This window comes from Pseudonocardia adelaidensis, assembly GCF_039543345.1.
Classification (GTDB): Bacteria; Actinomycetota; Actinomycetes; order Mycobacteriales; family Pseudonocardiaceae; genus Pseudonocardia; species Pseudonocardia adelaidensis.
Genome location: NZ_BAABJO010000010.1, coordinates 63,829 through 82,157 on the forward strand (window position 1 = coordinate 63,829; position 18,329 = coordinate 82,157).

The window sequence follows — 18,329 nt, forward strand, 5'->3', positions numbered from 1 at the left end:
AGAAGTAATGAGCACTAATGAAGTTCACAGGATGATCCGTGCTGTTGAGTCTATCGGCATCACACCGACTAAGGCAGTGAACGAGGCTATCGAACGCTCTGGGTTCGTGGTGAACCGACCGTCGGCGGAAGAGGCTCAGCGAGCCCTCAGGGATGCCGCGTCGCAGCACGACTACGACCAGGCGGTGTACGCGACCGCCGTTGCTATGACCGTCGCTCAGGTTGCGGAGTCCCCGGCGTTCACCTCCGCTCTCAACGGGGTGCGTGAGTCTGCCCTCCGTGAGGCCGTACGGCCTTGGGCCGTGGATGTCCTCCCGGACATGTGCGAGCGGTTCAACAACGCGGCTCCGGGGTTCTCAGCGGCTCTTACGGCCGTTCCTGAGGGAGCGGCGTCCGGTTCCATCCTGGACACCGGCCCGGACACCGTCGCGGCCCTGATGGCGGTTCGTGAGGCGGCGGAGCCTCTACACGCGACTTACGCGGCGTACAAGGCGGTTCTGACGTTCCTCGGGGATCCGGTCCCGTCGGGCCGTACCGGTCCCGGCGCTTCGGTCATCGTCTCTCAGATCGGGAGCGACTTTCCGGACGACGATGCGCTCTGGAACGCGACTAACGACGTGTACGCCTGGTCCATGAGTCACGGTGTGGAGCTTCCGCAGCTCTACCCGTTCGTTCCGATCGTGCGTCGTGGTGGCCGGCTGGAGCTTGTGGAGCCTTCGGAGGCTAACCGGCGGCTCGTGGAGATCCCGGACGCTCGCCGAAACTGACACTCCCGGGGTCGCCTGGTGAACTGATGAGATGTCGTCACTTTGGTTCGCCAGTTGCCGGGCGGCCCCCTACACCCATTCACCCGACGAGAGGAGAGTTAGGTAATGATTACGAATGCAGTACAGCAAGAAGCAGTGTCGCGAGTGCGGCTCAGAGTTCCTGCCACGTAGTGGAGCACAGAAGTACTGTGACGAGCACAAGACAGACCCGATCGTCCGGGAGTGGCCTCCTGGTCCCGATCCCGTCCCGGCAGGGTTCATCGTTCCTGAGGCTGTAGAGGTATCAGACCGTCCACACCGCGAGAACCGGGAGCGCAGGATCAGGCTCGCGCTGAAGCTGGCTAGAACGGCCCTCAGGGCCGGGAACCGGCGTCTAGCGTGGAGCTACACCGTGTATGCCGATGAGGTCGCACGAGGATTCACAGAGCCGCATCCGGACAGGGTCCGCCGGTGCTTCGGTCACGGGTTCGGCCCGGTCCCCGACGGTGTCCGCCTCGTCTAAGAAACTCGCTGGTCAGCGGTGTAGACCCTCAGAGCTATTTCGGCCCGGTACTACCACCTTCAGAACGTGGTTTAGCAAATAGATTCCGCAGGTCAGACGGCCTGATTTGGGCCGCTTTCTGGACATGAACCACTTGCGAGCGTTGTCCGCTCGCTGCCCGTGTTGCCACGGGCAACGCAGAACTTCCGACAGGAGTCGGGAGACCGTCCCTACCCATAGAAGGGAGGAACCTGTCACGCCCCTAAGTCAGGACAGCACACACGGTCAGCATCAGCCGTGAGCTAGTCCTTACTGGCTCTGTTACACACTGCATCGTCTTGTGTACGTGCGCGCCTTATGTGTTGTGTTCTCGTGTCCGACCAGAACGAATCAAGCCAAACCAGGCTAAGTCGCCACGTTGCTAAGATTCGTGAGGAAACTCTTGCTCTTTTCTTGTGTATGGTGCCGAACCAAGGTAATGTCAGTGGTACAGCAAGACGATATGATCCGGACCCCAGGGGAGCTATCCCCTCCGGCGGTCCCTTTGATCGGCCCGTAATGCGCCACTGCCTGTCTGTACGGGTTATGAGGTCGCCTTTTCCGCATCGTGGAACTTCGGCCACGTATGACGAAGAAGTAGAGTTTTCATTCTTCCGCATTGCCGCGATTAGCTCGCACGCAGATCTTCTTCATGGTTAAACAGGTCGTGGCGCATCGACTTCACCAGAGCTGCATGTGATTCCCAGAGTTCGCTGACCGCCTGCCGCTTCACGGTTTCCTGCCTCTCTTGGAATCGCTCGTCAGGCAACCCTGCCAGCCATACAATCAGCATCAGCGATTCTTGTGACTTCCGGACAAACTCGACCGTCGCTATTGCTACCTCAATCGGGGCCAGTAGTCTAACGTAGTTCTCGGTTCCGACAATGCCTCGGTGTAGTTCGTGGAACTTCTTTAATCCAGCTCTCTCTGTCATCCAGGCTTCTAGCTCGAACTGCTTTGATTTGCGCCGGTCGCCTTCCAGTGCCAGGAGAAGATCGCTGACGTGGTGTGTGATTATCTCCGCCGACTCCAGGAGGCTTGCGTAGCTGTCTCGTTTGCGTTCCGTAAAGCGGTGACGGTCCTCGCGAGCCCACAGCTCCCGGTCACGCTGACGCTGGTCCTCGCGTTGCTCTCTATCTCTTTCGCGCTGGTCTTCCCATTGCTGGGCGTACATCTCGCGCTGTCGCTGCCAGTTGCGGTTCTCTCGGCGGGTTGTCCACCACTGAGCAAGAAGAACGCCGAGGAAGGCGCCGAGGGCCGGGACAAGGAACGTCCAAGGTGACGTAGCGGGAGGCACGGACTTACTGTCGATCGTCAGTGCATGTTCGTTACGAGAGTCTGCACGGTCGCACAGCGTTCCCAGGCGCGGGATCGCCCTAGCCATTCTGAACGAGGATCACGGCCCGCCGCGTGGAGCGGAGTTGATGGCCGAGTGATTGACTATTCGTGGACCTGTCAGTCTTTACTGGGACGGCTCTTCGTTAGCCGTTAGCGGGTTGCTGTCGCGTGACTGGTCCAGAACCCGACGTTCGTAGTCCCATGCATCCTCGTCAGATTCCTCTAGCATTCCGTTCTCTCGACGAATCCAGTAGCGACCCGCAGCATCGCGGAACAGGACGATGATTCTGATCGAGAGATGCGTCGCCTGTCCCAGCTCTTGCGTGTCGGTCATCTCAATGTCATGTGTTCCGGGAGGTATGACGTCGTCATGTTCAACGGCAATGTAGTCCACTTGCCATGCAGGCGCGGACGCAGCCACCCATACGTCATAGATGGGGAGATCCGAGCCGTTCTGAAGGACGAACATGTCGGACGTCATTGCACCAAACTTGGCGATTTGGTTTCGGCGTAGCTCGTACCATGCGGCGACCTTTTCGGCTTGCGCTCGCAGAGCGGAATGCTGGGAATCCTCGAACTGTCTGCGCTGTAGCTCTAGGGTCTGCTGTTGGGCGCGGTTGGTCTGTACTGTCGCCTTAGCTGCGAGCCCGGCGAAAATCAGTGCAAACAAGGCGATCGCAGCGGAGACAAGTCGCCGAAGCTCCCGAGGATTTGCCAGTCGTCGGGCGTTAGCATGTGACTCCTTGAACACGAGTTGGGGGACTATGATCCGATGCCGAGATACGACCCGAACGCTTGGATCAGGGTTCCGATCGTTAGGAATATGAAGCCATACGCTTCGATCCGTATCCCGTTAACGGCGCGCTTGCGCTCGTGTTCGGTGCGATCATCGACAGCGGCGATCGCGGCTACATGGGCGGCTTTTGTCTTCTGGATCTCGGCTTCCAGTTCGTCCTGAATCCGGAACATCGTTTTGTGCACCTTCTCAAGGTGCTCTATGAGGCGTTCATTGACAAGGGCGATCTGTTCTTCGACGGAGAGGCCGTCGGGCACGCTTCCCGGTAGGCCGTAGCCTCGCGCCGATGCCGCTAGTGCGAGTCCCGCAGCGGCGCTCCCACCGGCCACGTGGGGTGCGGGCCGTCCGATCAGGCGCCGAACGGACCTCACGATCCACCGTCCCGCATGGATGAACGGCGCTAGGAATCGGTCGTCGGGACTAGCAACGTCGGTCCAGACTTGACGGGCGCCCTTGATCGTCAGAGCGACGCCGCCGAGTTGAACGACGATGCCGAGAAAGAACAGCGCGTACTCCCACACGCGAGGATCATCCCGTGGTGGTCCTCCACCCGATCACGGAGGAGTTGCGTTGCTCCGCCCAGGTGAGCCTCTGCTGCCCCGTAGCTGCGATCGTGCTGGGGCGCCTACCGCCGGCCGGACGGAGCTGGAGGCTGGCGCGGCGCGAGCAGCTTGGCCCGGCACGTAACCCGCGGGTGCCTGGTCTCGATCTCTAAGACGACTCAACGGGCCGCCGTCGGAAGGCGGCCGGACGACTCCGGGGGACACGTGGCTTCGCAGACGAGCAGGATCATCGAGGATCTGGCTGGCGCGGTACTGGATCTCAACGATGCTCTCTCCTCAGTCCACGATGGGCGCGCCGAACGGACCGCGCTGGAGCGATTTGTCCGCATACTGCGGAAAGCTGTCGACCATCGGTCTTTGTGGACCGAGCTAGAAGGTCATGCCACTGGAGCCGGCCCGCTCGACGCCCGTGTCTCCGCGGAATCGTTCCTGATGCTGATTTCCACTGCGCTCGGGGACGCCCATGCCGATCTTCTCGATCGTTGCGGCTACCGGGTTCCCCCGCCTCCGCCGGCTGAACGACTCATCGAACAGACGCGTCAAGCGGTGCTGTGGGGAGACCGTCGGCCTAGATGGGGTAGGCGGCACATCCAGGAGGCGCACGGCGAACTGGATGCGTTCGTCAGTCGACTCGAATCAGCATTGCGGGACGGAGCACGGCTCCGCGGATGGTCATTCCGAGCGCGACAGGTCGGGGTGTGCGGCCTCCTGCTTATGCTTGCCGGGCACCTGGAGCTAAAGCCCGGTGACGATATCAGCGTGGAGGTATCGCTATCGCTGAAGGACAAGATCAAGGTCGCGGTGACTCTGCCTACTCCATGGGTAGGGGATGAAGAAGGCGAAAGCGCGGCACGGGCCGTCATCGTCAACTCGCAGGCTTCGAACTTGGGAGAAACAATCGCTTTGACCCGCTTTGGGGGTGAGGCTTTGGATTATGACGCCATCCCTCGGGAATGGCGGTCCGCCTGGATTCATCGTTGGTACGTAGAGCGGAGCTCCACGGCAGAGTCAGTGCGGGACGTCCGGGAGAGCGCTCGGGCAGCTATGGCTAGCTGGGAGCGAGAGCGGGAGCGGGAGCAGGAGCAGGAGCAGGAGCAGGCAGAGTGGAGTCAATGGAGGGTCAACGAGGATTCACGATATCGAGACGACGGGCGCGCTCGGTAGTATCGTAAAGCGAAGCGCAACGACGGCCGCAGCGCTCGGTTAAGCGACGCGATGGGGCTGGGTAGCGAGGGCTCCAACCTCGCCAACGAGGGTTCGACTCCTTCAGGCCGTGCGGAGAGTCAACTACCTGAGCATCAAGGGTTTTCGCGAGGTTCAGTACCGAGGTCCTTGCGAGCTAGGGTTAGGAACCTATCGTACTGCGCCGTCAGCTCCTCGTATTCAGGCGAGAATACCGCTGGGAAAGGACCGTCAGCCGGCGAGCCTGCTGCACCGGACTGGCGTCGGATCTGCTCGTCTTCGATTGCCCTACGTACGCTTGAGTACCTGCGAACCATCTCACCGACAGATGTGGAAGCTTCCGGTGACCCAAACAGCTCTACACTGCTTGCAGCCGTCTCCAACTCAAGATATGCAGCCTCGAAGTCCGCGTGCTGCGAGTTGTAGTCTCCACGCGAAAGCGTTGCTATCAGCAGCCTGTTCATGCTGTCGAGCAATCGAGTGTTTAGAGTGACCACCGCCGCGTAGGCTTCCCTCCGCTGGTCACGGACGAACTCAGCGTTCGATCGAGCATCTTCGGCGGTGATCTGAGCGCTTGTGGTAAGCCAGGCGGGGAGGCCCGCCCCGACGGCTCCGATAACCGCACCAATCAGTGCTGCTACTGCCCCGAGCTTAGCTGCTGATACGTTGCCACCCTCGCGGCCCCTCCGGCGAGAGGTCATTGCGGCTAGCTGGCGACGCCGTCGAGCAGTGGCTGAGACGGGCAGGGGTCGTCGGATCGGCATGTCGTGTACTCGTGCCGCACGCATGCACCGTTAGCTCAATCGGAAGTGCATCCGCCTGTCGAGCAGCGTCAGACATGTCCCTTGCGGTAGCGGGTGAGGACTCCGACCATCGACCCACCTTGGGCGCGACCTTCGACCCCAAGGCGCCCTGCCCGCTGCGTAATGCTGCCGTTTGTGTGTGTACAGGTCTCAGGTCGTTCGTGACCGTTTAGTGCCCGGCGTGGGGGTTCATGGCCTAGCTAGCCTCCCCCGAGGAGATCTGTGCGCATTGCAGCCTGGATGCGGTCTGGGATGTCTGAGTCTGACACGGTGACATTTGGCTGTGCCCCACGAGCGATATCGTCAAGGTTTGATTCTAGTAAGGTCATAAACTCATGGATTGGCTGCATCACAGCATTGGGGGCTACTAGTCTCACCGGAAGCACGTTTGCATGAAACTCCGAGATAGCGCGCCTCGCCGCTTCTATAGATTCCTTAAGCTCCGAGGTTTTTTCCTCGGATTCCGGATCTGACAGCGTACCGAGCAAGTTCGTCTCTGCAATCAGCAACATTGTATGTGGTCCGATAGCTTCGGAGAGTAGATCTGCATACTTCTCGCGGCGAAGCTCGATGAACCGATGTCTATCCTCGCGCTCCCAGAGTTCGCGGTCTCGCCGCCGCTGTTCCTCGCTCTGCCGTTCCCAGGTTCGATTCTCGCGGCGACTTTGCAGGAGCTGGCCAACGAGGACACCCAGGAGAGCCGCAGCGGCCGCGATAACGGCCGTCCAGGGTGAAGCAGTGGGAGGCACGGACTCGTAGTCGATCACCTGGTTCTGATCGTTACGGGCTCATCCGCGTGGCTGTAGAGCGTGCGCTGGTACGAGCACGGAGACGTGTTCCGCTACGTCAGCTCCGTACGCATCGGTGATCGTGTAGTCGACGCGGCCGAACCAGCGGCCATCGGTCGATCTTGCCCACCGCTTCAATACCCCAGGGACACGGCCGGTCGCCTTCAGGAGACCTCCGGGGACGGGATCGGCTACCGGCCCTGTGATCGGCTCGTCCGGCGGCCAGAAGGCGTCGAGGTCGATCCACACCGGCTTGTCCAGCGGTGGTGGCGGTGCAGCGGTTGTGCTGCTCCACGGCTTGTACGGCATGGCTTCCCCTTCCGTCGTGACGGCCGGGGGAAGCGGCCTCCGTAAGGTGGTACGTCCGGCCCTGGTGATTGCCGCCGTACTACTCCGGCTGAGTCCGGAGCTTCAGAAGTTGCTCTCGTAGGTCGCTGAGCAGCCACCTGTACTGCCCCGGGCGCTTGTCTCCGCCCGGTGTGACGAGGGCCGGAACGAGTCGACCCTCCCGTGCCCAGCGCGCCAGGGAGCGCGAGGAGACGCCCAGGGCTCGGGCAGCCTCGCCGGTGCTCACCAGACGTTCCTCGGCCACGTCTCGGACGCTACGTCCGGCCGCTGTCCCCAGCAGCTCCGATGACTCCGTAGAGTCAGATGTTCCTCATGGTCCCGTTGGCGCCGTTGGCCTAGTCTGGGTCCGTGGCGTTTTGGTGGACAGGGACTCCGGGAGGCGGTTGCGCTATGGGCGAGGCAGCGGACGAGGCGGACGCACGGCTAGAGATCGCTAAGGCGCAGGGCCGGGCATCGGTCAACTTCCACGAGCGGAGCGGCCGGTACCGCTGGACCGTCGTTCTCGACGGCGGCAAGTCGTCGCACGGGTGGGCTGACACGCCCGAGGACGCGTGGTGGTTCGTCAAGGAGGCCGTGAACCGACCGTTCCGGGGGCAGAGCTATCAGCGGGCGCCGCGTGGCCTGTTCGGGCTGCCGCCCACGTAGGTGGAACGTCTAGGAGGGGTTGTGGAAGACGCGTGGGTGGAGAAGGTCGAACCGGAAGGCGGTAGGTGGCGCTGGACCCGTATGAAGCCGGTTCGCTCTGGCGACTTGACCGCCGAATGGTCCGTCACCCATCAGGGCCTGGCGGACACCGAGGAGAAGGCATGGGCCGCGGTCCGCCTCGAACGAGCGGGACGGAGGGTGTTCATCTCGAAGGGGAGGGACACCGGGTTCAAGCTTGTGCCAGAAGGGGTTCACCCGTTCGACGTGGTCGACGCGTGCGGGGCTACTGAGTTCGGGTTCGATCCGGAGGCGTTCGGGCTTCCTCCTGACTACCTCAGCCGTCCCCACCGCTGGCCACCCGGCTAGCTGCACCGCAGCTCGCGCCGGCCCGCCCAGGTGCGGAGGCTTCTCAGGTCAGCTCGCCAGGAACGCACTCGTGGTAATCTCCGGGCGATCCGGAGATGTTCCTCCTGGTCAGCGTCGTGAAGACCTACTAGCACTCGTAATGCGTAGGTCTGGGGTTCGACTCCCCAAGGCGGCTCCACAGCTCACCAGCGCGTTCCCTGATGGACCCTCGTGCGAGGCCTTCCAGGGGAGCTGTTCGGGTGGCAGTTCCACTGCTCACTCGCCCCACAGCGCAGCTCCCATCCGGCGCGCCGCATCCCTGGTCATCTGGTCCCCGACGTGGGTGTAGGCCTCGGTCGTGCGGACGTCGGAGTGGCCGAGGATGCGTTGGATCGCGCGGACGTGGACGCCCTGCTCCAGCAGCAGCGTTGCCGCCGTGTGCCGCCCGTCATGTACCCGCACGTGCCGAACGCCGGCGCGCTGCAACAGCTCGCCCCACTCGGCCCGGTCCGCACGAGGATCGATGGGACGACCGTTCGGCTGGCAGAACACGAGGTCCCAGTCCTCCCATGCGGACCCTGCCGCCGGTCGCTCCTCGTTCTGGAGCGCACGATGTCTCCGGAGCGCTGTGACCAGCTCGGCGGGCAGCGTGTCTTCGGCTACTACCCGGTGGAGAAGCATGACGTGCAACGTGACGGTGAGCGCACCGCGATCTGGGACCTCATGGGCAAGGACGCCGTGCTGTTCCACCACGCGGCCGACGTCGACCCGGAGTCGATGGATTCGCAGTACGTCCGCCAGTCCCGGGCTTGGTTCGACATCCTGCGAGCAGTCGTAGTGTCCTTCGGCCCCGTGGGTCCACGCGGCTGCCGAATCTGCCTCTGAGCGATCAAGGCGCCGCCTCCGGCGGCGCGCGCCAAGACCTTGATCCGGGACAGCGGCTGGCAGTGGCCTGCACGCCGACCACAGCCCGGCAGGGCAAGCCTCGCGCCGCGAGGAGATCACTAGCGGAGCATCGCCAGGGTTCTGGCGAGGCTTGACCCTCGACCTACAGCAGGGTGGAGAGTGCAGGTCGCGAGCATCGAGCAGGAGAGGCGCAAATGGAAGACGAGGTGATGAACCGCGTGACTGCTGCTGTGCAAACCGGGCAGGCGGGCAATCGAACAACTGCCAGGAAGGACCTGGAGGCAATCTGGACCGAGGTCGAGCAGCGCGGTGGAGACGCCTTCCACCGCTGTGTGATCGCGCACTTCTTGGCCGATCTCCAGGACGATGACCGAGACGAGCTGATGTGGGACGAGCGTGCACTGGCGGCTGTTGCCGGTGTAACCGACGAGCGGGCGCAGGAGTACGACAAGTCGTTGCAGGTTCGAGGGTTCATGCCGTCGCTGTACCTGAGCCTCGCGGATGATCATCGGCGGCTCGGTGATACGAACCGCGCCCACGAGTTTCTCAGCAAGGCCCGGACCGTGAGCGATGCGCTCGGCGATGACGAGTACGGCGAACTAGTCAAGAGCGGCCTGGAGAAGATCACCCGAGCGCTGGCCGACGGCTCAACCGATCGGCTTCCCAGCCACTGACGCACGCTCCGCACCTCAAAAGGCGCCGTCGGGGCGAGCTCTTTGTGTCTCTGCTGTTCGGCCTGGTCATGGGCAGACTCGCGCTCCGCCGAATGGATCCTGCGCAAGGACCTACGTCCCCGGGGGTCGGTGCTGTGCCCAGGCCCTGTCTGTGAGCAGTTCGGGTAGCAGTTCGCTGCTGTCCGCAGGGGTTCGGCCCCGGTTCGCTCTCGCTCCTCGCCTGGGAACCGGCTCGCCTCGAACCAGGCTGAACGGCTCTCGCCCTGCCCCGTAATGCGTAGGTCTGGGGTGGTTCGACTCCCCAAGGCGGCTCCACTCTCGGCGAGCACGCCGCAGCGGCTCGATCAGCAGCTCGGCGCACTCCCGGGTCGAATCCGCCCGCTGTCGTGCCAGCGCGCTGATCATGTCGCAACCTCGCTTCCGGTGGCCCGTCCCGTGGACGCGATCCGTCGAGCACGTAACGGCGGGTGGTTCCCGGACGAGACCCGAGTTGCCCCCCAACCCCGTGCGGCGCCGCGACAGCTCCCCCCTGAGCGGCCGCCGTTCTCCCGAGGAGTTCCGCGCGTGCCGCGTTCCGTTCGTGCTCTGGCCGCCGCCGGTGCCGTCGTCGTCGGGGTGCTCGCCGGCGGCACCGCCTACACCGCCTCCGTTGCCCGGTCCTCCGACGGGACGGGCGTCGATCCGGCCACGGACGTGATGGCCCCGGACGACCGCGCGGGCGTCCGCATGGCCGACTACGTCGTCACCACCACGCCGAGCGCGATGCCGGCACCGACCACGCCTGCGCGACCGACCAGACCGGCGGAGACCACACGACCGCCTGCACCCGTCGAACCGGCTCCGGCGCCGGGCTGAGGCGGCTACGCTCGACGACCGGCGGCTCGAGGAGGAGCGGGAACATGACGCCGGACGACCTTGCCGCGGTTCTCGGTGGGATGCCGCACGCCACGGTCGACGAGCCGTTCGCCGAGGGTGTGCCGGTGTACAAGGTGGCAGGCAAGGTCTTCGCCATCTTCCAGCAGCACGCCTCGCCACCCGACGTCACGTTGAAGTGCGACCCGGAGCTGGCGCGCCAGCTCCGGGAGCAGTACCGGTCGGTCGTCCCGGGCTACCACGTCAACAAGAGGCTGTGGAACACGATCAGCCTGGACGGTGACGTCCCCGACGACGATCTCCTGGATCTCGTGCACCACTCCTACGAGCAGGTCGTCGCCGGGCTGCCCGCGCGCACCCGCGCAGCCCTGCAGTCGGGTTCCTAGCCGCGGCCGGGCCTCTCTCCCCGCGAAGGGCGTGGTTCTCACCACTCGCACGGTTCCGGGATCGATTCGGGTCGCGCGCACGGGGACAGGACGGGCCCGGCGCCCGTAGCGTCATCGATTTGTCCAGGTCACGTGTGTGCGGGAGGCATCGGTGGTACGTCCACGTCCGGCAGCTGGCGGATCCACGGTCGCCCAGCGCGCCCAGCTCGTGTTCGACTTCGCGGACGGGAGCCGCGAGCAGGTCGACCTGCTCGGTGGCAAGGGCGCGAACCTCGCCGAGATGACGAAGCTCGGTCTGCCCGTCCCACCGGGGTTCACGATCACCACCGAGGCCTGCCGGTACTACCTCGCCCAGGGCGAGGAGCCGCAGTCGCTGCGGGTGCAGGTCACGATGGCGCTGCGCAGGCTTGAGGACCAGCTGGGCCGCCGCCTCGGCGACGTGCAGGACCCGTTGCTGGTCTCGGTGCGCTCCGGGGCGAAGTTCTCCATGCCGGGGATGATGGAGACCGTTCTCAACGTGGGCCTGAACGACTACTCCGTGAAGGGGCTCGCCGACGCCGCCGGCGACGAGCGCTTCGCGTGGGACTCCTACCGGCGGCTCATCCAGATGTTCGGCAGGACGGTGCTGGGCATGCCCGGTGCCCTGTTCGAGGACGCGCTGGAGGCGGCGAAGCGGCGCACGGGCGCGCGCACCGACGTCGAGCTGCCCGCGGAGGAGCTCACCGCGCTCGTCGAGTCGTTCAAGCAGGTCGTGGCCGCCCACACCGGGCGCGAGTTCCCCCAGGACCCGCGGGAGCAGCTGGACATGGCGATGCGGGCGGTCTTCGACTCCTGGAACACCGAGCGGGCCCGGATCTACCGCAGGCGCGAGCGCATCCCGCACGACCTCGGCACCGCGGTCAACGTCTGCGCGATGGTCTTCGGCAACCTCGGCGAGACGTCCGGCACCGGGGTCTGCTTCACCCGCGACCCGGCCACCGGCAAGCCCGGCGCCTACGGCGACTACCTGGGCAACGCCCAGGGCGAGGACGTCGTCGCCGGCATCCGCAACACGCTCTCGCTCGAAGATTTCGCCCGGCTCGACCCGGCGTCGCACGCCGAGCTCACCCAGGTGATGCGGCGGCTGGAGACGCACTACCGCGACCTGTGCGACATCGAGTTCACGGTCGAGCGCGGCAAGCTGTGGATCCTGCAGACCCGCGTCGGCAAGCGGACCGCGGCCGCGGCGTTCCGCATCGCCACCCAGCTGATCGACGAGCGCCTGATCACCGAGGACGAGGCGCTGCACCGCGTCACCGGGGAGCAGCTCGGGCAGCTGCTGTTCCCGCAGTTCGACGCCGACGCGCAACGCGAGCTGCTCACCCGCGGCATGGCGGCTTCGCCGGGTGCCGCCTCCGGGAAGCTGGTGTTCGACTCGGCCACGGCCGTCGAGTGGGCCGGGCGTGGCGAGGACGTGCTGCTGTGCCGCCGCGAGACCACCCCCGACGACCTGGCCGGCATGGTGGCCGCCGCCGGCGTGCTGACCAGCCGTGGCGGCAAGACGTCGCACGCGGCGGTCGTCGCCCGCGGCATGGGCCGCACCTGCGTGTGCGGGGCCGAGGAGCTCGACATCGACGTCGAGACCCGCACGGTGAAGGTCAACGGCACCACCCTCACCGAGGGCGACGTCGTCTCGATCGACGGCTCCACCGGTGAGGTGTTCACCGGCCGGTTGCCCGTCGTCGCGTCGCCGGTCGTCAACTACCTGGAGCGGGGCCTCGACGCGGCGCTCGCCGAGGCCGACCCGGAAACCGCCGACCTCGTGCGTGCCGTCGACCGGCTGCTCCGCCACGCCGACCGCACGCGGCGGCTGCGCGTGCGCGCCAACGCCGACACCGCGGAGGACGCCACCCGCGCCAGGGACATGGGCGCCGAGGGGATCGGGCTCTGCCGCACCGAGCACATGTTCCTCGGCGAGCGGCGCGTGCTGATCGAACGGCTGGTGCTCGCCGAGGAGGCCGCCGATCGGGAGGCGGCGCTCGCGGAGCTGCTGCCGCTGCAGCGCGCCGACTTCGTCGCGCTGCTCACCGAGATGGACCGCCTGCCCGTCACGATCCGGCTGCTCGACCCGCCGCTGCACGAGTTCCTGCCCGACCGCACCGAGCTGGCCGTCAAGGTCGCGGTGGCCGAGGCGCGGGGCGAGGCCGACCCGGAGGCCGAGCGGCTGCTCGCCGCCGTGGACCGGCTCCGGGAGACCAACCCGATGCTGGGCCTGCGCGGGGTGCGTCTCGGGCTCCTGGTGCCGGGCCTGTACGCGATGCAGGTGCGGGCGATCGCCGAGGCGGCAGCGGAGCGCCGGAACGCGGGCGGCGCACCGATCGTCGAGATCATGGTGCCGCTGGTGGGCTCGGTCATGGAGCTGCACCTGATCCGCGACGAGATCGACCAGATCATCACCGACATCGCCGAGAGCTCGGGTGCGCAGCTGGAGATCCCGATCGGCACGATGATCGAGCTGCCCCGCGCCGCGCTCACGGCGCGGCGGGTCGCCGAGGCCGCCGAGTTCTTCTCGTTCGGCACCAACGACCTCACGCAGACCACGTGGGGCTTCTCCCGCGACGACGTCGAGGCGTCGATCTTCGCGACGTACCTGGAGAAGGGCGTGTTCACGGTGTCGCCGTTCGAGTCGCTCGACCGCGACGGCGTCGGCGCCCTGATCCGCACGGCCGTCGCGTCCGGCCGGGAGACGCGTCCGACGATCAAGCTGGGTGTCTGCGGGGAGCACGGCGGCGACCCCGAGTCGGTGCACTTCTTCCACGACGCGGGGCTCGACTACGTGTCCTGCTCGCCCTACCGGGTGCCGGTGGCCCGCCTCGAGGCCGGCCGTGCGGCGCTGGCGGCCGACACCGGGCTCTGAGGCAGGCTCCTACCCGAGGAGGGAGCTGCTGGTCGCGAGGAGGTCCTGCGTGTCGAAGGGGTGCTCCTGCCAGATCCGGCGGGAGCGCTCCTCCGGATAGGGCTGCACCGACGGCTCGGCGTCGTACACGCGGGTGGGGCGCTCCGGTGGCGCGCAGCGCGGCCAGCCGGGGTCGCCCGTCGCCGCGAAGCGGAGCCAGTCGGCGCGCATGACCTCCGACAGGTGCACAGCCTCGTCGGCGACGGCCGCACCGAACGTCGAACGCAGCGCGTGGACGTCGATCGAGCCGAAGACGAGCCGGACGTCCAGGCTGTGGGCCGCGCCGTCCGGCCCGGGGCCCCACCTGAGCTCGTACGTCCACGCCGGGCCGCCGCCCGCCTGCTGGGCGTCGGCGAGCTGGAGGCTGGGCATCCGCATCAGCCAGTCCGAGTTGACCAGCTCGTGCAGCTGCGCGGGGCCGGCCTCCGGGTAGGCGGCGCGGTACGCGGTGCTGCCGCCCGGGACCAGCTTGTCGAGCGTGGCGGTGGCCTGCACATCGGTGATCTCGCCGCCACGCCGGGCCGCGAGGCCCCGGTACTCGTCGCGCGTGTGCCCGACGAGCAGGTCGACGCCGCGGCCCGCGCCCGCCGCGAGGGCGGCCCAGGGTGACCGGGGAAGGGTGTCACCGTCGACGACAGGCGAGAACGGCGTGGGGGTCGTCGCCATCGGCCCCCAGGTCCTGACCCGGCGCGGCAGCGAGCGGACGACGGCCTGGGTGACCCGCACCAGCTCGGACGACGGGATCCGGGCGAGACCGGCGGCGGTGGCCTCGACCCCGACGCTCGAGGCGATCGCGGTCGAGACGTCCGCCGCGAGCCGCGAGGTGAAGAACGTGCCCGGCACGCTCTGCGCGATCGCCCGGCGGAAGAGACCTGCCGCTGCCGGCATCGCGAGCAGCGCCGCGACCGACCCCGCGCCCGCAGACTGGCCGAACACCGTGACGTTGGCCGGGTCGCCGCCGAACGCCGCGATGTTCTCCTGCACCCACCGCAGGGCGAGGATCTGGTCGAGGATGCCGCGGTTGTCCGGCGCGCCGGTGAGGTGGGCGAAGCCCTCCACACCCAAGCGGTAGTTGAGGCTGACGACGACGGCGCCGCCCGCGGCGAGAGCCGCGCCGTCGTGGTGCGGGCTGGCCGAGCTGCCATGCAGGTACGCCCCGCCGTGGATCCACACCATCACCGGGAGACCGGCGGCTCCGAGGTCGGGGGCCCAGACGTTGACGGTCAGCCAGTCATCGGAAGCGTCGAGGGGCGACGACTGTTGCGGGACCGGCGGGCCGAACGTGGACGCGTCGCGGACCCCGTCCCACGGTTTCGCCGGAACAGGGGCTCGGAGCCGCAACGTTCCCACCGGTGGCTGGGCGTAGGGGACGCCGCGGAAGGCCGCGACTGCGCCGTGCCGCGTGCCGCGCACGGTGCCCGCCGCAGTGCAGACCTCGGGATCGGTGCTCATGGCGCCATCGTCACATCGCGGTGGATCAGTACCTCCACGGGAGTACGCCCGATGACTCCTCGGAGCAGATGTGCCCGGCGCCGTTGCGGGAGAACGTCGGACCGATCGCAGCTCATCGACGGAGAAGCGCACGCGGAGGCGAAGCCGTGTCGACGACCATGGGTGCACGTCGCCTCCCGGTGGATCTCCCGACGGCGGCCCCGGCTGCAGGTGCCCACCCCCGGATCTCCCGCCGCTCGATTCGCGGGGATGCGCGCGGTCAGGCGTCGCACTCGTCGAGCCGGGTCCGGATCCCGGCGGTGCTGAACTCCTCGTCCACGGTGATGTCCGCGCCGAGGCCGGAGAGGATGTCCAGCGCGGTCTGCCAGTGCCGGCGTGCCTCCTCCCGCCGGCCCAGCGCGTGATGAGCGCGGGCGAGGCCGTCGTGGGAACGGGCCCGGTCGATGGGCTGTCCGAGGTTGGTGGCGAGCTCGAGGGCCCAGACGTGGCGGGCGATGGCCCGCTCGACGCGCCCCGCGGCGGAGTCGAGGCGTCCCATTCCGTCCAGGGCCTCGAACACGCCGTTGTCGTTGCGCAGCCGTTCGGCCAGGCGAAGGCCGTCCTCGTAGGTGCTCTCGGCCCGTCCGTGCCGGCCCAGCACCCGGTGGATCCACGCCTGACCGAGCAGGCTGTGGAGTTCGCCGAGGGAGTTGCCGATCTCCCGGGCGAGCGCATGCGCCTGCTCGAAGTACCCGGCCGCCCGCTCGTACCTGGTGCCGGGGTCGGACTCGCCGGGCGCAGGTCCGCGTTGCGCCAGGTACAGCCAGCCGAGGCGGTAGAGGGCATCCGCCTCTCCGCTGCGGTGCGCGATCCGGCGACTGATCTCGAGTGCCCGGCCGACGTGCTCGATCGCGACCTGGTGGCTGCCCTGCAGGGTCACGAGGAAACCGAGGCCGAGTAGCGCGTCCACCTCGGCCCGGAGGCTCCCGATGGAGCGGGCGAGCGCCAGCGCACCGTGGTAGCGATCGGCGGCCAGAGCGGTCCGGCCTTGCCTGCGGTCGACATGGCCCAGGCTGGTGAGGACGTCCGCCTCCCCGGCCGCATCGCCGTTGCGCCGGGCGACGGTCAGCGCCAGTTGGTGCAGCACCTCGGCCTCGGCGTAGCGGTCCCGGGTACGCAGATACCGGTCCAGGGTGGTCGACAGGTGCACCGTGTGGCTGCGCGGGCAGAACTCGGCGGCGTACCGGGCAGCGGTGAGCAAGTTGGGTAGCTCGAGGTCGAGCCACGCGGCGGCGTCGGCCGGACCGGGGAAATCGGGTGTCGGGGTGGCGGCCGGGAGCGTCGATGGGCGCCGTTCCCGCTCGTAGGGGAACAGCGCGTCCATCGCCACCGACGCGGTGTGGCTGTAGTAGCCGAACATCCGGCCGAACGCGGCAACGCGATCCGGTCGCTCGCGTTTCGCTGCCGCCGATGCGTGGGAGCGGACCAGGTCGTGGAACGCGAACCGGCCCGGCACCGGCTCCTGCAACATGTTCACGTCGAGCAGCTCGTCGAGCAGCCGCGCGGCGCGGCCGACCGTTGCATCGATCAGCGCCGCGGCCACGTAGACGTCGAAGCTGGACTCCGGGAGGGGGCCGCACAACCGGTACGCGCGCTGCAGCTCGGGGTCGAGGTGCAGGTACGACACGTCGAGCGCCGCGGTGATGCCGCGCTCCCCCAGCTCCAGCTCGCCGAGCCGTTCCTGCCGATCACGCAGCCGCTCCAGCAGGTGCCCTGCCGCCCAGGTCGGGCGCGATCGCAGCCGGGCGGCCGCGATCCGCAGAGCCAGCGGCAGCCGCCCGCACAGCTCGACGACGTCGTCGACCCCAGCGGCATCGGCGTCGACCGCCGCGGATCGTGCGAACAGCGCGACCGCATCCGGTTGCGGGAGCACGTCCAGCGACACCGTCAGCGTGTGATCCAGCCCGATCAGCCGGCGCCTGCTGGTGACGATGGCCAGCGACCCGGGGGAGCCCGGCAGCAGCGGCCGTACCTGCGCCTCGCTGACCGCGTTGTCCAGCACGACCAACATCTTCCGATCGGCCAAACGGCTGCGGTACAACGCGGCCCGATCCTCCGTGTGCGCCGGGATCCGTTCCCCCGGCACTCCCAACGCACGCAACAGCCGATCCAATGCCTCGGCCGGTTGCACGGGGTCCACACCCCGCGTATAGCCGTGCAGGTCGAGGAAGATCTGCCCGTCGGAGTACTCACTCGACAACCGGTGGGCTGCTTGCAGTGCCAGGGCGGTCTTCCCGACCCCGGCCATTCCGTCGATCGTCGCGATCACCACGGTGCTCATGTCGCGAGCTCGTTCCAGATCGGTCAGCTCCGGCGAACGGCCGGTGAACAGTGGAGGTGCTGCGGGCAATTGTCGCAGCACCGCCATGTCGGCCTGATCCGCTGGTCCGCGTCCGACCGGTCGCGCATGTGTTGCTGCCGCAAGCTGTTCCAGTTGGTCCGGTCCCAATTGCAATGCCTCGACCAGTCGGCGGAGCGTGACGCCCTGGGGTCGCATTCCCCGGCCCGTCTCCAGGCGGCGGACTGTGCGCACGCTGAGCCCGGATCGCTCGGCGAGCTGCTCCTGGGTGAGAAGCGCCCGTGCCCGCCAAGCCTGTAGCAACGCCCCCGCTCCGGCACCGTTGTCCGGCGGGGAAGAAGGCTTCATGGCACCCCACCCCACACAAGTCGCGGCCGGGCCTCCGGCCCGTGATGTGCGCGCCCACCATAGCTCTGGGGTGAGACGGGGCGGCCCGCCAGCGCGGCGGCGGTGCGCGCCGCCGTCCTCGATGTCTGGAATCCGGCGGTGCCTGTCCAGATCTTGTCTTCTTCCGCCATCGTCCCCGGTATAGCTTCGCTCTCAGCTCCACTCGGCTCGTGTTGCTGACTCGGTCGCAACACGAGCCGGAGCAGAACCTTCCGTTGCTCGACTCGGTCGCAACGGAACGGCGCCGGTTGTGGCGCGCACGATTCCCACCTGTGCGATGTCGT

General features: G+C 67.1%; 18 protein-coding genes. 9 read left to right on the forward strand and 9 right to left on the reverse strand.

Annotated features, from left to right (window positions below):
• Positions 1–7: 7 nt before the first annotated feature.
• Together ABEA81_RS15390 and ABEA81_RS15395 are read left to right on the forward strand one after the other, a co-directional pair.
• Positions 8–766 (forward strand): hypothetical protein, encoded by a 759-nt coding sequence (locus ABEA81_RS15390; protein ID WP_345605758.1) that lies wholly within the window; start codon positions 8–10, stop codon positions 764–766.
• Between the two features lie 115 nt (positions 767–881).
• Entirely contained in the window at positions 882–1,268 is a 387-nt protein-coding gene (locus tag ABEA81_RS15395) for a hypothetical protein (protein WP_345605759.1), read from the forward strand.
• Positions 1,269–1,914: 646 nt separating this feature from the next.
• Here ABEA81_RS15395 and ABEA81_RS15400 read toward each other — a convergent pair.
• The 6 genes from ABEA81_RS15400 to ABEA81_RS15425 form a co-directional block, all read right to left on the reverse strand.
• Complete coding sequence (locus ABEA81_RS15400; protein WP_345605760.1) at positions 1,915–2,670, reverse strand: hypothetical protein; 756 nt, start codon at positions 2,668–2,670, stop codon at positions 1,915–1,917.
• Positions 2,671–2,748: 78 nt separating this feature from the next.
• Entirely contained in the window at positions 2,749–3,375 is a 627-nt protein-coding gene (locus tag ABEA81_RS15405; RefSeq protein ID WP_345605762.1) for a hypothetical protein, read from the reverse strand.
• Positions 3,376–3,386: 11 nt separating this feature from the next.
• On the reverse strand, positions 3,387–3,941 hold the full coding sequence (locus ABEA81_RS15410; protein WP_345605763.1) for a hypothetical protein: 555 nt from the start codon (positions 3,939–3,941) through the stop codon (positions 3,387–3,389).
• 1,340 nt (positions 3,942–5,281) lie between these two features.
• Positions 5,282–5,866, reverse strand: coding sequence for a hypothetical protein (locus ABEA81_RS15415; RefSeq protein ID WP_345605764.1), 585 nt, complete (start codon positions 5,864–5,866; stop codon positions 5,282–5,284).
• Positions 5,867–6,168: 302 nt separating this feature from the next.
• Positions 6,169–6,735: a hypothetical protein gene (locus tag ABEA81_RS15420; RefSeq protein ID WP_345605765.1), complete on the reverse strand. Its 567-nt coding sequence runs from the start codon at positions 6,733–6,735 to the stop codon at positions 6,169–6,171.
• 409 nt (positions 6,736–7,144) lie between these two features.
• Positions 7,145–7,348 carry a helix-turn-helix domain-containing protein gene (locus tag ABEA81_RS15425; RefSeq protein WP_345605766.1) on the reverse strand — a complete coding sequence of 68 codons (204 nt, stop codon included), beginning with the start codon at positions 7,346–7,348 and terminating at the stop codon, positions 7,145–7,147.
• A 146-nt stretch (positions 7,349–7,494) separates the two neighbouring features.
• Here ABEA81_RS15425 and ABEA81_RS15430 point away from each other — a divergent pair, with 146 nt between their 5' ends.
• Positions 7,495–7,749, forward strand: a complete 255-nt coding sequence (locus tag ABEA81_RS15430; protein ID WP_345605767.1) for a hypothetical protein — start codon at positions 7,495–7,497, stop codon at positions 7,747–7,749.
• 21 nt (positions 7,750–7,770) lie between these two features.
• Positions 7,771–8,115, forward strand: coding sequence for a hypothetical protein (locus tag ABEA81_RS15435; RefSeq protein WP_345605768.1), 345 nt, complete (start codon positions 7,771–7,773; stop codon positions 8,113–8,115).
• A gap of 255 nt (positions 8,116–8,370) precedes the next feature.
• Here the strand turns inward: ABEA81_RS15435 and ABEA81_RS15440 are convergent, their stop codons facing one another.
• Positions 8,371–8,775 carry a tyrosine-type recombinase/integrase gene (locus ABEA81_RS15440; RefSeq protein ID WP_345605769.1) on the reverse strand — a complete coding sequence of 135 codons (405 nt, stop codon included), beginning with the start codon at positions 8,773–8,775 and terminating at the stop codon, positions 8,371–8,373.
• Here ABEA81_RS15440 and ABEA81_RS15445 point away from each other — a divergent pair.
• The 5 genes from ABEA81_RS15445 to ppdK all read left to right on the forward strand — a co-directional run bounded on the left by ABEA81_RS15445 (position 8,707) and on the right by ppdK (position 13,829).
• Positions 8,707–8,979, forward strand: a complete 273-nt coding sequence (locus ABEA81_RS15445) for a hypothetical protein (RefSeq protein WP_345605943.1) — start codon at positions 8,707–8,709, stop codon at positions 8,977–8,979. The two genes, ABEA81_RS15440 and ABEA81_RS15445, sit on opposite strands and share 69 nt — an antisense overlap.
• 215 nt (positions 8,980–9,194) lie before the next feature.
• Entirely contained in the window at positions 9,195–9,674 is a 480-nt protein-coding gene (locus ABEA81_RS15450) for a PLC family EF-hand domain-containing protein (protein ID WP_345605770.1), read from the forward strand.
• Positions 9,675–10,238: 564 nt separating this feature from the next.
• On the forward strand, positions 10,239–10,529 hold the full coding sequence (locus ABEA81_RS15455; protein WP_345605771.1) for a hypothetical protein: 291 nt from the start codon (positions 10,239–10,241) through the stop codon (positions 10,527–10,529).
• A gap of 44 nt (positions 10,530–10,573) precedes the next feature.
• Positions 10,574–10,933, forward strand: coding sequence for an MmcQ/YjbR family DNA-binding protein (locus ABEA81_RS15460; protein ID WP_345605773.1), 360 nt, complete (start codon positions 10,574–10,576; stop codon positions 10,931–10,933).
• 151 nt (positions 10,934–11,084) lie between these two features.
• Positions 11,085–13,829, forward strand: a complete 2,745-nt coding sequence (gene ppdK / locus ABEA81_RS15465; RefSeq protein ID WP_345605775.1) for a pyruvate, phosphate dikinase — start codon at positions 11,085–11,087, stop codon at positions 13,827–13,829.
• A gap of 9 nt (positions 13,830–13,838) precedes the next feature.
• On the opposite strand, the gene ABEA81_RS15470 is transcribed toward ppdK, so the two are convergent.
• Both ABEA81_RS15470 and ABEA81_RS15475 read right to left on the reverse strand, forming a co-directional pair.
• On the reverse strand, positions 13,839–15,320 hold the full coding sequence (locus tag ABEA81_RS15470; protein ID WP_345605777.1) for a carboxylesterase/lipase family protein: 1,482 nt from the start codon (positions 15,318–15,320) through the stop codon (positions 13,839–13,841).
• A gap of 259 nt (positions 15,321–15,579) precedes the next feature.
• Complete coding sequence (locus tag ABEA81_RS15475; RefSeq protein WP_345605779.1) at positions 15,580–18,006, reverse strand: ATP-binding protein; 2,427 nt, start codon at positions 18,004–18,006, stop codon at positions 15,580–15,582.
• Between the last annotated feature and the right edge of the window lie 323 nt (positions 18,007–18,329).